General features: G+C 69.7%; 16 protein-coding genes. 7 read left to right on the top strand and 9 right to left on the bottom strand.

Going from position 1 to position 13,760, the window contains the following annotated elements; genetic code table 11:
• Positions 1–3: 3 nt before the first annotated feature.
• Entirely contained in the window at positions 4–1,512 is a 1,509-nt protein-coding gene (locus ACWELJ_RS22660; RefSeq protein WP_452368130.1) for an alpha/beta fold hydrolase, read from the bottom strand.
• Positions 1,513–1,750: 238 nt separating this feature from the next.
• Between ACWELJ_RS22660 and rsmA the strand changes: the two genes are divergently transcribed.
• Positions 1,751–2,632, top strand: a complete 882-nt coding sequence (rsmA, locus tag ACWELJ_RS22655) for a 16S rRNA (adenine(1518)-N(6)/adenine(1519)-N(6))-dimethyltransferase RsmA (protein ID WP_433668382.1) — start codon at positions 1,751–1,753, stop codon at positions 2,630–2,632.
• A 30-nt stretch (positions 2,633–2,662) separates the two neighbouring features.
• On the opposite strand, the gene ACWELJ_RS22650 is transcribed toward rsmA, so the two are convergent.
• Entirely contained in the window at positions 2,663–4,255 is a 1,593-nt protein-coding gene (locus ACWELJ_RS22650; protein ID WP_452368129.1) for an ArnT family glycosyltransferase, read from the bottom strand.
• Positions 4,256–4,752: 497 nt separating this feature from the next.
• Complete coding sequence (locus ACWELJ_RS22645; protein ID WP_452368128.1) at positions 4,753–5,148, bottom strand: VOC family protein; 396 nt, start codon at positions 5,146–5,148, stop codon at positions 4,753–4,755.
• Positions 5,149–5,258: 110 nt separating this feature from the next.
• Here ACWELJ_RS22645 and ACWELJ_RS22640 point away from each other — a divergent pair, with 110 nt between their 5' ends.
• Positions 5,259–5,741, top strand: a complete 483-nt coding sequence (locus tag ACWELJ_RS22640) for a hypothetical protein (protein WP_452368127.1) — start codon at positions 5,259–5,261, stop codon at positions 5,739–5,741.
• Between the two features lie 198 nt (positions 5,742–5,939).
• A complete protein-coding gene (locus tag ACWELJ_RS22635; RefSeq protein ID WP_452368126.1) occupies positions 5,940–6,272 on the top strand; it encodes a chorismate mutase in 333 nt (110 codons plus the stop codon).
• Here ACWELJ_RS22635 and ACWELJ_RS22630 read toward each other — a convergent pair.
• Positions 6,231–6,626, bottom strand: coding sequence for a GerW family sporulation protein (locus ACWELJ_RS22630; protein WP_452368125.1), 396 nt, complete (start codon positions 6,624–6,626; stop codon positions 6,231–6,233). The genes ACWELJ_RS22635 and ACWELJ_RS22630 overlap by 42 nt on opposite strands.
• 289 nt (positions 6,627–6,915) lie before the next feature.
• Here ACWELJ_RS22630 and ACWELJ_RS22625 point away from each other — a divergent pair, with 289 nt between their 5' ends.
• On the top strand, positions 6,916–7,167 hold the full coding sequence (locus ACWELJ_RS22625; RefSeq protein WP_452368124.1) for a Scr1 family TA system antitoxin-like transcriptional regulator: 252 nt from the start codon (positions 6,916–6,918) through the stop codon (positions 7,165–7,167).
• Positions 7,157–7,351, top strand: a complete 195-nt coding sequence (locus ACWELJ_RS22620; RefSeq protein ID WP_452368123.1) for a DUF397 domain-containing protein — start codon at positions 7,157–7,159, stop codon at positions 7,349–7,351. Before ACWELJ_RS22625 ends, ACWELJ_RS22620 begins: the two co-directional genes overlap by 11 nt.
• Here the strand turns inward: ACWELJ_RS22620 and ACWELJ_RS22615 are convergent, their stop codons facing one another.
• The 5 genes from ACWELJ_RS22615 to ACWELJ_RS22595 form a co-directional block, all read right to left on the bottom strand.
• Positions 7,352–7,852 (bottom strand): LpqN/LpqT family lipoprotein, encoded by a 501-nt coding sequence (locus ACWELJ_RS22615; protein ID WP_452368122.1) that lies wholly within the window; start codon positions 7,850–7,852, stop codon positions 7,352–7,354.
• A 145-nt stretch (positions 7,853–7,997) separates the two neighbouring features.
• Positions 7,998–10,238, bottom strand: a complete 2,241-nt coding sequence (locus tag ACWELJ_RS22610) for a heavy metal translocating P-type ATPase (protein WP_452368121.1) — start codon at positions 10,236–10,238, stop codon at positions 7,998–8,000.
• On the bottom strand, positions 10,235–11,128 hold the full coding sequence (locus ACWELJ_RS22605; RefSeq protein WP_452368120.1) for a hypothetical protein: 894 nt from the start codon (positions 11,126–11,128) through the stop codon (positions 10,235–10,237). The genes ACWELJ_RS22610 and ACWELJ_RS22605 overlap by 4 nt, the downstream gene beginning before the upstream one ends.
• Entirely contained in the window at positions 11,125–11,331 is a 207-nt protein-coding gene (locus tag ACWELJ_RS22600) for a heavy-metal-associated domain-containing protein (protein ID WP_452368119.1), read from the bottom strand. Before ACWELJ_RS22600 ends, ACWELJ_RS22605 begins: the two co-directional genes overlap by 4 nt.
• A 102-nt stretch (positions 11,332–11,433) precedes the next feature.
• Positions 11,434–12,027, bottom strand: coding sequence for a TetR/AcrR family transcriptional regulator (locus tag ACWELJ_RS22595; protein ID WP_452368118.1), 594 nt, complete (start codon positions 12,025–12,027; stop codon positions 11,434–11,436).
• Positions 12,028–12,120: 93 nt separating this feature from the next.
• On the opposite strand from ACWELJ_RS22595, the gene ACWELJ_RS22590 reads away from it, so the two are divergent.
• Together ACWELJ_RS22590 and ACWELJ_RS22585 are read left to right on the top strand one after the other, a co-directional pair.
• Complete coding sequence (locus ACWELJ_RS22590) at positions 12,121–12,873, top strand: SDR family oxidoreductase (protein WP_452368117.1); 753 nt, start codon at positions 12,121–12,123, stop codon at positions 12,871–12,873.
• Between the two features lie 19 nt (positions 12,874–12,892).
• The coding region (locus tag ACWELJ_RS22585) for a 4-(cytidine 5'-diphospho)-2-C-methyl-D-erythritol kinase (RefSeq protein ID WP_452368116.1) at positions 12,893–13,760 on the top strand (868 nt) is incomplete at its 3' end.

Raw genomic sequence — 13,760 nt, 5'->3', positions numbered from 1 at the left:
CCGCTACTTCGGGAACCAGTTGTAGTCCGGCTCGCAGGTGATGTCGGTGTCCGGGCGGACGCCGGTGGCCAGGTAGGTGTTCACGGCGTTGTTCACGCACGGGCTCAGATCGTCGCGGAACGACGCGTGAATCCTGGTGTCCGCCAGGGTGATCAGTCGTGACTTCGGGAGCTTCGCGTGCAGCGCCAGGCCCTCGGCGTAGGCGGTGCGGGTGTCGTGGACATTGGCGAGCATCAGCACCGGGGTGTCGTTGCCGATCTCGGTGGGCTGCTCCACCGGGTCCGGCCAGAAGGCGCAGGCGGTGATGTTGTTGGCGAACGCGCCGAACACCGGCTGCGACGCCCGGGTGGCCTCGACATTCTTGTAGTACCAGGCGGGATCGCGCGGCGCGGCCTTGTCGCCGCACATGATGGCGGCCATGGCGGCGGCGTCCAGCGGCACCACCGAGAAGATCTTGGCCTGCAGGGCGTCCATGTCGATCGGCCCGCCCGCGACGCCGCTGGCCACCATGGTGAGGATCTCGGCGAGGTTCGGGTTGAACTGCGGATTGGGCAGCAGCGCAACCAGAATCATCGGGATGGTGTGCTCGTCGACGAGGAAGCCGCTGCCGTAGATCTCGTGGCCCGCGGACCGGCGGATCAGGTCCTCGACCCAGCCGCGCACCGCCTCGGGGGTGGTGCCGAAGTGGTAGAGGTCGTCGTGGCGGGCCGCCCAGGTGGCCCAGTCGTCGAGCGCCCACTCGTTGATCGCGCCCATGTCCTGGTAGAGGCCGATGTAGTAGCGGTCCGGGTCGATGGGTGAGTCGAGGACCATCCGGTCGACGCGGTCGCCGAACAGCTGGGTGTAGACCGCGCCCAGGTAGGTGCCGTAGGAGGCGCCGAAGAAGTTGATCTTCTGCTCGCCCAGCACGCTCCGGATGACATCCATGTCGCGGGCGGTGTTGCGGGTGGTGATGTGGCGGATCTTGCCCGGGTCGGTGGCCACGCAGGCGCTCGCCATGCCCGCGGCCACCGTGGCGTCGCGGGCGAAGCCGAGGACGTCGAAGCCCGCCGAGAACAGGATGGTGGGAATCGGGATGGTGCAGTTGACCTTGTCGGAGCGGCCGACGCCGCGCGGGTCCATGCCGATGATGTCGTACTGGGCGCGCACGTCGTCGGACAGGTTCGTCAGGTAGTTGGCGGGCATGCGCAGGCCCTGGCCGCCCGGACCGCCCGGATTGGTCAGCAGGATGCCGCGCCGGCGCGCCGGATCGGTGGCCTGGACCCGGGAGATGCCCAGGGTCAGGGTGCGGCCGCCGGGATCGGCGTAGTCGAGCGGGACGACCACGCCCGCGCATTGCGCGCCCGCCTTGTCCAGGATCTTGTCATCGCATGCTTGCCAGTTCAGCGTCTGATGCGTGAAGCGATCCGGCGCGACGGGCGCCTCCGCGTGCGCCGGGCCCGCGGGCAGGGTCGCGGCCGCGGTCACCAGCGTCGCGCCCAGCACGAACCGTCGAATCCGCCGAGCGGGCATGCACTCTCCTCCAAGGTCGTGGTTGCCGGGTGGCGACGCTACCCGGGCGTGGGGCGAAAAGCCCTGAGTGATGGGGTTTTTGGTCCGACGCGCGCGTCCGCCACGCCGGAGCGGCGCTGCGGCGGCTGACCGCGGCGCCGGCCCTGACGGGCGCGCCGACCGCGTCTTCGCCACCCCGACCGGGTCCTGACCGGGGTGTCGGCGCGAGTGATCCGCCCAGCTTGATAGGTTTTCCAGAATGTCCGAACCCGAAGTCGCCGGTCGTGGAAAAGCCGCCCTGCTGGGCCCCGCCGAAGTGCGTGAGCTCGCCGAGCGATTCGGGGTCCGCCCGACCAAGCAGTTGGGGCAGAATTTCGTCCACGATGCCAATACGATGCGCCGCATCGTCGCCACCGCGGGCGTGACACGCGGAGACACCGTGCTCGAAGTCGGGCCCGGGCTCGGATCGCTGACTCTGGCCCTGCTCGACGTGGTGGATCGCGTCATCGCCGTCGAGATCGATCCGACGCTGGCCACGCATCTGCCGCAGACCGTCGGGGCGCGTGCGCCGGAACTCGCGGACCGGCTCACCGTCGTGCCCATGGACGCCATGAAGGTCACCCACGCCGACCTGCCCGCCGAGCCGACCGCACTGGTCGCCAATCTGCCCTACAACGTGGCGGTGCCGGTGCTGCTGCACCTGCTGGCCGAGTTCCCCAGCATCCGCACCACGCTGGTCATGGTGCAGCTCGAGGTCGCGGACCGGCTGGCGGCCACGCCGGGCGGCCGCATCTACGGGGTGCCCAGCGTGAAGGCGGGCTTCTACGGCACCGTGCGGCGCGCCGGAACCGTTGGCCGCCAGATCTTCTGGCCGGTGCCGCAGGTGGAATCCGGGCTGGTCCGCATCGACCGGTTCGACGACGCGCCCTGGCCGCAGGACGACGCCTTCCGGCAACGGGTGTTCGCGGTGGTCGACGCGGCCTTCGCGCAGCGCCGCAAGACCCTGCGCGCGGCGCTGGCGGGCTGGGCGGGCTCGGCCGCGGAGGCCGAGAACCGTCTCACCGCGGCCGGTATCGCGCCCACCGCGCGCGGTGAGACGCTCGATACCGCCGCTTTCGTTCGTCTGGCTCAACAAGGCTGACTCCCCGCAGCCGGCCGAGTCCGGGGACTCTCAGATTCCGCTGGGGAAGGTGAGGGTCTGCAGACCCGGCCACACGTCGGCCCACGGGTGCTTGGGTTCGCGGCACACGTAGACGGTCATCAGGCGCTCCAGGCCGGGCAGGCCGTTCGGGTCGTTGATCTTGGTGACCTCGGTGGTGGAGTTGAACTGGGCCAGGAAGTCCTTGTCGCCCACGCCGTCCACCGACAGGTAGACGATGGTGCGGTAGGAGTCCGACGGCGGGCCGAAGTAGCCGAAGCCGCGGTTCGGGCTGAACACCGGCGGCAGGTTGTAGTCGCGGCCGAACTCCTCCAGCGCGCTGGCCTGCACGTAGGCGGCGGCGACCACGGCGGTGTTGTCGCGCTCGGCCTGCGGCAGCCCGGCCACCGCGTCGGCGACCGCCTTGGTGAAGGTCTCGTATCCGGCCGGGCCGGTGAGCGATTCACGCTGCCAGTACTGGGCCTGGTCGGTGATCGGCTTGTCGATGCCGGTGAAGTCGCGCGCCCACTCCCAGCTGTAGGGGACCGGGATCGAGGCCATCCACGCGGTGAACATGACCGCCGACAGCACTGCCACGGCATTGACCCACTTGCCGATCTGCTTTCGCGCCTCGACCGTGCTCAACGCGAACGCGCCCGCGCCGACCAGGGCGGGCCAGAAGCCCGCCACGTAGTAGGAGCGGCCGTTCTCCACCAGGACGATGATCAGCAGGCCCAGGCCCGCGATCAGCGCGAAACGGTAGGGGCGCAACGCCTCCAGGCGGGTGAGGCCCCACAGGCCGAAGATGCTGAGCAGGCCGCCGAGCAGACCGCACTGGACGGCGATCTCGATCGCGCAGATCAGCGGACCGGTATTGGCGGCGTACTGCTCCTGGGCGATGATCTCGGTCATCTGCGATTCCACCCAGCCGTGCTGCACCTGCCACACGATGCCGGGAACCATCGACAGCGCCAGGATCGCGGTGCCGGCGTACAGGGCCGGGCGGCGCAGCAATTCGCGCGGGCCCGCGATCAGCACGCCCAGGCCGAGCAGCGCCCACACGCCGGGCATCATCCACTTCGCCTGGAACGCCAGCGCGGCGGCCACGCCCGCGACGATCAGCAGGTAGTCCTGTCTTGTGCGCACCCAGCGGATCAGCAGCCAGATGATGGCCGCCTGCAAGGGAATGTCGAAGGTCAGCGTGATCAGCTGCATCTGGTTGAACGCGAGCGGCGACACCGCGTAGGCGGTCGCGGCCAGCACCTGATACCGCGCGCTCGCGCCCAGTTCCCGCGCGGTGGCGGCGGCCACGACCGCCGCGGCCGCCATCAGCAGCAGCGCCGGAATGCGCAGCGCCAGGACCGAACCCGGCGCGATCAGATCCATCACGTGCGCCACGAACGGCGCCAGCGGACCCTGATCCGGGTAGGCCCAGGCCAGCCGCCGACCGGCCGCCAAGAAGTACAGCTCGTCGCCGAAGTAATTGATCCGCGCCGCGGGGAGGCCGAGCACGGCGGCGAAGCCCAGCGAGACCGCCAGGACGCCCTTCCACGCGAACGGATGCACCCGCCGATCGGCGACCGGCTCGACGGCGACCAGCTCCGGCGCCACATCGGTGGTTGACACTATGCCCTCCCAGGGAACACAAAAACGCCCGGCGAAACCGAAAGTCGGCAAGGCCGGGCGTCGATCACGCAGCAGAATATCCGCAAACCCCCCTTGCAGTCGCCCCGAACTTTCAGGGGCTTGCCGCCCCCTGCGCAGCAACCCGCCTCCCGCAACCCCGGGTCGCCCCCTCCGCGCCGGGTCTCGGCCCGCCCTGCCGGACGGTGTTCAGCACCTCTCCAGCTACCCCTGTGAACGGCCGCTGAACACCGTAAACGCGGCTGCCGGACCGGTCCACTCGCGGGTTCCCGCCATCGATGCGCACCCACCCATCGCACGAAAGTGACCGCGCTCACCCCGGGGCGATTTTGTCTCAAATGGGACAAATCACACATGCGCCATTCGACGTGGCCACGGGCAGTGCGGATCTCGCCGAAGCGGACCGCGGTTGTCCGAATCGCGCATGCGCCGGCGGACTCCACCGGCACTCGGCGTGGCCGGGTGAGAGCCCGGGCGGCTCACCTGTCCTTGTGGCACACCGCTTCCAGCATCACGCCGTCGTACCCGCGCCAGAACGTGGCGTAGTACGGCGGCGGATACTGCGGGAAGGACTGCGGCGCATGGATGATCGCGTCGCCGCGCGCCGCGGCCCAGTCGTGCACCCGGTCCACGTCCGCGCGGGTGGGGACCATGAACGCGAGATGCTGCAGACCCGCGCGCTCGGGGGAGTACCCCGGCTCCGGGGCCGGGTAGAAGAACAGGTAGGTGCCGACCTTGCCGTCCGCGGGCCAGTAGGCGAACTGCGTATCATCGGCCAGCAGTTTGTCGTAGCCGACCAGCGGCATCAGCTGGTCGTAATACTGTCGTGCCGCAACGAGATCGGTGACATTGACGCCGAGGTGTCCCAGGGGCATCTCCGGAATCTACGCGATGTTCTCCACACGATCTCCGCAATCGGTCCGGGGGATTTCCACACCGGGTCGATAAATTGCCATCGAAGGGACAATCGACGGAGGGGGCAACGATGGTGTCCATATCGGTGGCCGGATGGGTGCGGGGCTGGGGCGAGTCCTGGCGGACCAGATACCGCGTGGCCGCGTGGCTGGCGATCCCCGGTGCGCTGCTGTGGATGATGGAAGCCTTCGGGGCCTGGATGCAGTCGCAGGAAGCCAAATGGCAGTCCGCCCCCTACCTCACCCTCGGTGCTACCGAGGTCGCGGCCGACAGCCTGCTGGCCCTGCTCGTGCTCGCCTTCCTCCTGGTCTCCGCCCTACTGATGTCCGGCGCGGTACTCCTGCTGCGCGGCAACATATTCGGCCGCTACCCCCTGCTGGCCGGGGCCTGGCTCGTCCTGCTGGGCCAATTCGTCGCGGCGGTTCTGGCCTGGATCCCGATCGACGCCTTCTACTACTCCACCCCGCCCAGCTTCGTCTTCGCAACCCCGCTGATCGCGTTCCCGATCGTCGCGATCCTGTGCCTGACCCGCCCGCCAATTCCCTTGCGGTAGAAGTCGATACCGCTGGCTGTCGACGGTCACGTCGGGCTGTGGTTTGATGGCGGGGTGATGTTGATGACGCAGTCGTGGTGGCAGCCGAGGTTTCGGCGGCTCTGACTTGCGTGTGTGTCGGCTGCCGGTGCGGTGGTCGACGCGTCTCGCGTCACTCGGCTGACGCGTCGGTGGCCTCGAAATGGGAGGTCCGAATTCATGTCCCTGGAAGAAGTGCGCGGCGAGATCGACGCGATCGACGCGCGGATCATCGAATTGCTCGGCGCCCGGCAGCAATTGGTGATGCGCGCCGCCTCGTTCAAGCGCAATGAACACGAGGTCCGCGCCCCGGACCGCCGCGCCCGGATGATGGTCCGCCTCAGCGAGCTGGCGGTGCGCCACGGCGTCGAGCCGACATTGGTGGAGCGGGTCTACAACACCCTGATCGATGGCTTCATCGAACTCGAGCGGCAGCGCCACCGCGCACTCACCACGGGTGCGGTGGCCGAATCAGCCGCGCCGCGCCCGGTAGAGGCGCCGTCCGGCGCGTAATACGGACGGTGCGAGGAGACCGGCGGCGATCCCGGCCAGCGGCAGGGCCACGCCGGTCCACCGGGCCGGGAGCGGGCGGTAATGTGCTGAGCCGTCCCGGATTTCGATGAATCCCAGCGGCCGCATCTCCATCCCGCCGCCCGAACCGCCACCGCCGGTGACCTCGTCGGCGTCGGAACCGCGACCGGGCGCGACGCCGAACGCGAACCCCGCCCGGGCCACCGGCACGATCGTGACACCCGCACTGGTGATCGGATCCCCGAAAATCACCGACGCGCGCGCCTTCTCACTCAGCCGATCGACCAGCTCCTCCATCAGCCGCGTGCTCGACCCGTCCACATTCTCCAAATCCATACCGCCATTGTTCCGCCACTCGCCCGCGACCGCCGCCACCGTCCTTGTCCCGCACTACTCGCCACAAATCACCAGATCATCGCCAATTCGCCAGCCGTAGTGCCGGTTCAGGCCAGTCCACCGCTATGGCATCCGCCGTCGAGTCCTGCCGGATCAACGAAACCGACTCGCTTTCGAGGCGAGCGCCGCCCGCCCGCGCGGGGTGATCCGCCACCGCCCGCGCGGATGGCTCGGCACTATCAGGCCACGGGATTCGAGATGCGCCAGGGCATTGCGCGTACGCCACCTGGTGATCGTGGCGGCGAGCTGGACTTGCGCGGCTCCGTTCGTGATCCTCGATTTCGCGGTGGATTCGCGTGGCGGCGTGGAACCTACCGTCGTCTTCGCCGAGAATTACACCGGCGGAATGTATTTCGAAGAGCGGGGCGACGTCGACAGGTACCGTGCGGCATACCGGACTTTGACGGATGCCGCGCTCGAGGCCGATATCAGCCGGGCGCTACTGCGGGAAATGGCGAGGAGATTCGAAAGTGAACGATGAACTGTCCCAGGCGGAATGGTTCAAGTCCAGTCGATCCGGCGGCGGACAGGAATGCGTCGAGGTCGCGTTCCTGACCCGGGGTGGGGTCGGGGTCCGTGATTCCAAGGACCCCGGTGGGCCCGCGTTGGTGTTCACCGGCGAGCAGTGGGATCGCTTTCTCGCCGGTGGGGTGTGGGAGCGGTAGCTACGCCGAGATGGACAGGCCCTCGAGGATGGTGGTGGGGGCGGTGCCGTCGCTGTCGTTGCGGGTGGTGATGGTGAGCTGGACCAGGTACTGGGCGTTGTCGGAGTTGACGATGATGTAGCGGTTGTAGGCCCACAGGGTGAGGTTCTGGACCTCGTAGGTGCCGGTGATGGCGGCGGAGGGGCGGCCGTCGTAGTCCGCGGTATCGGTGTCGATGTCCTTCCAGGCGGGGAGCTGGCGGGCGTCGGCGAAGGCGTGGGTGAGCAGTTCGGCCGGGTCGACGGCGGGGGTGAAGGTCGCCACCAGCAGGACCGCGTTGTCGGCCCAGCCGTCGACGGGCGGCTGGGTCCAGACGCCGTAGGAGCCGGGGAACATCTGCGGCGGGACCTGCTGCCAGCCTTCCGGAACGCCGACGGTGACCTTCGGCGCGCCGGCGGCCGCGGGGTCGACCGGGGCGGCCTGGATCTGGGCGGAGGCCAGGTATTCGGCGATGGTGGTCAACGGAGCTCCTCGAGAGGGGGCGGCGGTGGACACCCGACATTCAACACGATGGCTCGCGGGCGCCTGCGTCACATGCGAAAAGGCCGCCCGGATCGGGTGATCCGGGCGGCCCTGTCGCCGGGGTGCGCGGCGCCGCCGCGATGCCTCACCCGCGGAAGCCGCGCAGGCGCAGGCTGTTGCTGACCACGAACACGCTGGACAGCGCCATGGCCGCCCCGGCGAGCATCGGGTTCAGCAGGCCCGCGGCGGCCAGCGGGATGGCCGCCACGTTGTAGCCGAAGGCCCAGAACAGGTTGCCCTTGATGGTGCGCAGGGTGGCGCGGGACAACTTGATCGAGGTCGGGACGGCCCGCAGGTCGTCGCGAACCAGGGTGAGGTCGGCGGCCTGGATGGCGACGTCGGTGCCGGTGCCCATGGCCAGGCCGAGGTCGGCCTGGGCCAGGGCGGCCGCGTCATTGACGCCGTCGCCGACCATGGCGACCACCTTGCCCTCGTCCTGCAGCTGCTTCACCACGTCCAGCTTGTCGCTGGGCAGCACCTCGGCGATCACCTGGTCGATGCCGACCTGATCCGCGACGGTGCGGGCGGTCGCCGCGTTGTCGCCGGTCAGCAGCACCGGGGTGAGGCCGAGCGCCTTCATCTCCGAGATCGCCTGGGCGCTGGTGGGTTTCACGGCGTCGGCGATGACCAGCACGCCGCGCGCCTGCCCGTCCCACGCCACCACGATGGCCGTCCGGCCCGCCTGCTCGGCGCGAATCTTGGCGTCGGCCAGCGTCTCCGGCACCGTGATCGACCAGTCCTCCATCAGCTCGGTGCGCCCGATGACCACCGCCCGCTCACCGACCAGACCCTGCACGCCCTTGCCGCCGTGGCTGACGAACTGCTCCACGTTCTCGGTGTCGAGTCCGCGCTCGGCCGCACCGGCGACTACGGCCTTGGCGACCGGGTGCTCGGAGCCGTGCTCGACGGCCGCGGCCACCGACAGCAGCTCGTCGGCGTCCACGCCGGTGGCCGGAATCGCTTCCGCCAGCGCCATCTTGCCGGTGGTGACGGTGCCGGTCTTGTCCAGCACCACGGTGTCGATCCGCCGGGTCGACTCCAGCACCTGCGGGCCCTTGATCAGGATGCCCAGCTGCGCGCCGCGCCCGGTGCCCACCAGCAGCGCGGTGGGGGTGGCCAGGCCGAGGGCGCACGGGCAGGCGATGATCAGCACCGCGACGGCCGCGCCGAACGCGGTGGCCACGGCCGATCCGGTGCCGAGCCAGAAGCCCAGGGCCGCGACGGCGATCGCGATCACGATCGGGACGAAGATGCCCGCGACCTGATCGGCCAGCCGCTGCACGGGCGCCTTGCCGTTCTGCGCTTCCTCGACCAGCGCGGCCATCTGCGCCAGCTGGGTGTCCGCGCCGACCCGGGTGGCGCGCACGGTCAGCAGACCGCCCGCGTTCACGGTCGCGCCCACCACCTGATCGCCGGGACCCACCTCGACCGGCACCGATTCACCGGTCAGCATGCTCATGTCGAGCGCCGAATTACCGCTCACCACAACACCGTCGGTGGCGACCTTCTCGCCGGGACGGACCAGGAACTCGTCGCCGACCCGCAGATCGCCCACGGGGATGCGGGATTCGACGCCGTCACGCAGGACCGACACGTCCTTCGCGCCCAGCTCCAGCAGCGCCCGCAGCGCGGACCCGGCCTTCTCCTTCGAACGGGTCTCGAAGTAGCGGCCCGCCAGAATCGCGGTCACCAGGGTCGCGGCGACCTCGAAGTACAGCGCCGAGGCCGAATCACCGCGCTCGATGGCGAAACTGAACGGGTGCTTCATACCCGGCATCCCGGCCGTGCCCCAGAACAGGGCGTACACCGACCAGCCGAAGGCCGCGATGGTGCCCAGCGAGATCAGCGTGTCCATGGTGGCCGCGCCGTGCTTGGCGTTCACCCACGCGGCGCGGTGGAACTGCGAGGCGCTCCACACCACGATGGGCGCGGTCAGCGTCAGCGACAACCACTGCCAGTTGGTGAACTGGAACAGCGGGAACATGCCCATGGCGACCACGGGCACGGCCAGCGCCAGCGTCACCAGCAGCTTGTGGCGCAACAGATCCGCCGCCGAGGGACCCGGTTCGGCCTCGGCCGCATCGGTTCTCACCGGTTCGTCGTGGTGCACGGCGGCGGTGTAGCCGGTGTCGACGACCTTGGCGATCAGGTCATCGGCGGTCACCGATTCCGGAAAGCTGACCTTGGCCTTCTCGGTGGCGTAGTTGACCGACGCGGTGACGCCGTCCATCCGGTTGAGCTTCTTCTCGATCCGGGACGCGCAGGAGGCGCAGGTCATCCCGCCGATATCGAGTTCGATCGAACGCTCGGGAGCCGGGGCGCTCATGAGTGACCTCCTCCGTGGGATGCGGGCGCACCCGAAGCGGGTGCGGCGGTGGATGTTTCGCCGGTGAATTCCGCGGTGTGGACCGCGCCGCCGTGCTGGAAGTCCAGGTACAGGCGGTACTGGCCGTCGCTGGGCGCTTGCGCGTGGAAGGCGACGTCGGGGCCGGGCGCGGTCTTGCCGACCTCGCCCTCGGGGTGGACGTGCAGGTAGGCCAGGTCGGTGGCCCGCAATGCGACCAGGTGAGCGTACGCGCCCAGGTAGGGCTGCAGATCGGTCACCGGTTTGCCGTCGCGGGTGACGGCGAAGGTCAGTTCACTGCCTGTGGTGTTCAAGTCACCGGTGAGGGTGACCCGGTACCCGTCCACGTCGGCGGTCTTCGACACCGGCGGTAGCGGCTTGTCGGTCACATTGCCCGCGACCGCGATGGTGCGGCTCAGGACCAGTTCGCCGGGCCCGCCGGCGGGGGAGAAGTCGGCGAACACCCGGTAGCTGCCGGGCGCGGCCCACTTCCAGTCCAGTGACCAGGTGCCGTCGGCGGCCCGGGCGGGATGCACGTGCCGGAACTGGCTCGCGTCCGAGCGGACCACGATCAGGTGCAGGTCCTTGTCGTGGAGATTGTTGTACTGGGTGACGGTGCCTTGTGGTCCGGTGATCCGGAAGCGCAGTGCGCCTTGCTGATCGGGGGTGGCCGGGGCGCTGATCTCACCGAGGGTGTAGCCGGAGAGGCTGTCCTGCAGGCCGGTCGGCGCGGCGGTCTCGTGCTGGGAGTGGTCGGCCTCGGCCGGGGCCGTGCCGGACCGGTCGCCCACCAGGGCGCCGATGCCGAGCGCGGCTCCGAACAAGACGACCAGTCCGCCGCCGAAGGCGGCGAACTTCAGTCGATCGTTCACCTGGCCACCTCGTAACCCGCTTCGTCGACGGCGGCGATCACATCGGCGTCGGCGAGCTGGGCGGCCGACTCGATCTTGACCAGGCCGCTGGCGAGATCCACATCCACGCTGGTGACGCCGTCGATCTTGCCGATCTCCTTCTGCACCGAACCGACGCAGTGGCCGCAGGTCATCCCGGTGACGGTGTAGGTGCTGGTGGCCATGGTGGTCTCCTTCGCTCGCTTCTCATACGGTGAGGGGGTATCCCCGACACCGAGAAACATACCCCCCATGGGTACCTGGCGCAAGCGGTCGGTCCGAGAAATTCACGCGGGCCAGGCCAGCATGGCCAGCGCGGCCACCCGTCGCAGCTCGTCCTCGCCCGCGCCGTCCCGCGCGGCCTGGGACATGCCCTGCAGGACGGCCCCGGTGTAGCGCGCCAGGGCTCGGGCGTCGGTGTCGGCGGGCAGGCGCCCGGCGGCCACGTCCTCGCTGATCCGGCGCTCGAAGGCGTCGATGTTGTCGTTGCGCAGCTTCTGAAGTAGTTGCAGCACTTCATGATTGGTGGTGTTGGTGCCCGCGTGGATGACCAGGCAGCCGGGTGGCTGTCCGGGCCGGGCGTACTCGGCCGCGGCCTCCCGTAGGGTGCGCTCCGCCGCGGAGCGGGCGGTCGGTTCCTCGGCGAAGGCGCGCGCCGCGAAGCCGCCGTAGCTCATGCCGTAGGCGGCGAGGACCTCGTCGAACAGTTTCCGCTTGTCGCCGAACGCCGCGTACAGGCTGGGCGCTCCGATGCCGAGCGCCTTGGTCAGGTCGCTGACCGAGGTGGCCTCGTAGCCGCGTTCCCAGAACAGCCGCAGCGCCTGGTCGAGGGCTGCGTCGCGGTCGAACGAGCGGGGGCGACCCCGGGTGCTTGTGGCCATGTCAGCGATTTTATAACGACCGCTACACATGTGTTATGGTCGCTTTCTGTAACGGTCACTAGAGAATGTGGCCGACAAAGGAAGGACGAGGTCATGGGCGCACTTTCGGGCAAGACGGCACTGGTCACCGGCGGCGGGCGGGGGATCGGGCGCGGCATCGCGCAGCGCCTCGGACGCGACGGCGCGCGGGTCGGCGTCCACTACAACGGCAACGCGGCCGCCGCCAAGGAGACCGTCGCGAGCATCGAGGCCGCGGGCGGTCAGGCCTTCGCCTTCGCCGCCACCCTGGGCGTGCCCGGTGACGCCGAAGCGCTCTGGACCGCGTTCGACGCGCACGCCGACGGCCTCGACATCCTGGTCAACAACGCGGGCACCGACGGCGTGCGGGAACCCATCGGGGGTACCTCCGAGGAGGCCTTCGACCGGGTCTTCGCCGTCAATACGAAATCCCCGTTCTTCGTCACCAAGCTGGGCCTGGACCGGCTGCGCGACGGCGGGCGGATCGTCAATGTCTCCACCGGGCTCACCCGCGGCGCGGGCAAGCCGGAACTGCTCGCCTACACCATGACCAAGGGCGCGATCAATGCCTTCACCTCGGTGCTCGCGAAGGAGGTCGGCGCACGCGGCATCACCGTCAACGCGGTGGCGCCGGGTGCGGTGGACACCGATATGAACGCCGGCTGGCTGCGCAACGACCAGGCCAGGGCGGCGGTGTCGGCGATGTCGCCACTGAATCGCGTGGCCGAGCCGGCCGAAATCGCGGATATCGTCGCCTTCCTGGCCTCGGACGACAGCCGCTGGGTCACCGGCCAGTGGATCGACGCCACGGGCGGTGCGCTGCTCTGAGCACCATTAGGCTTGGCGCGTGCTGTCAGTTGTGCCGAGCCCCGTGATCGTGCGTGCCCCGTCGAAGGTGAATCTGCACCTCGGGGTGGGTGATCTGCGCGACGACGGGTACCACGACCTCACCACCGTCTTCCAAGCTCTCTCGCTCAGTGACGATCTGGAGATCGCGCCGGCCGCCGCCATGCGGGTCAAGGTGACCGGCGAGGGCGCCGACGAGGTGCCCACCGACCGCACCAACCTGGTCTGGCAGGCGGCGGTCCGGCTCGCCGATCAGGCGGGCCGGGCGCCGCTGGTGGAAATCGGGATCACCAAGGGGATTCCGGTGGCGGGCGGGATGGCGGGCGGCAGCGCGGACTGCGCGGCGGCCCTGGTCGGGCTGAACGACCTGTGGGAACTCGGCCTCAGTCGCGCCGAATTGTCCGATATCGCAGCCGAACTCGGCAGCGATGTCCCGTTCTCCCTGCACGGCGGCACCGCGCTCGGGCGGGGCCGCGGCGAGAAGCTGCTCCCGGTGTTGTCCCGCAACACCTTCCACTGGGTGCTGGCCCTCGCCAAGGACGGACTGTCCACCCCGGCCGTGTTCAAGGAGCTCGACCGCCTGCGCGAGGCCGGTGACCCGCCGCGCCTCGGCAGCCCCGAGGACCTGCTCCAGGCCCTCGCCTCCGGCGACGCGACCCAGCTCGCCCCGCTGCTCGGCAACGACCTCCAGGCCGCCGCGCTCTCGCTGAAGCCCGATCTGCGCCGCACGCTGCGGGCCGGTGTCGCCGCGGGAGCCCTGGCGGGCATCGTCTCGGGTTCGGGCCCGACCTGCGCGTTCCTGTGCGAGAGCGAGGAGGCCGCGGTCGCCGTCGCCGCCGAGCTTGCGGGCGACGCCCGCGCCCGCGAGC

The organism is Nocardia sp. NPDC004582, from assembly GCF_053602115.1.
Note: the sequence above shows the minus strand (reverse complement) of the source record. Positions and strands in the feature narration are given on the sequence as shown.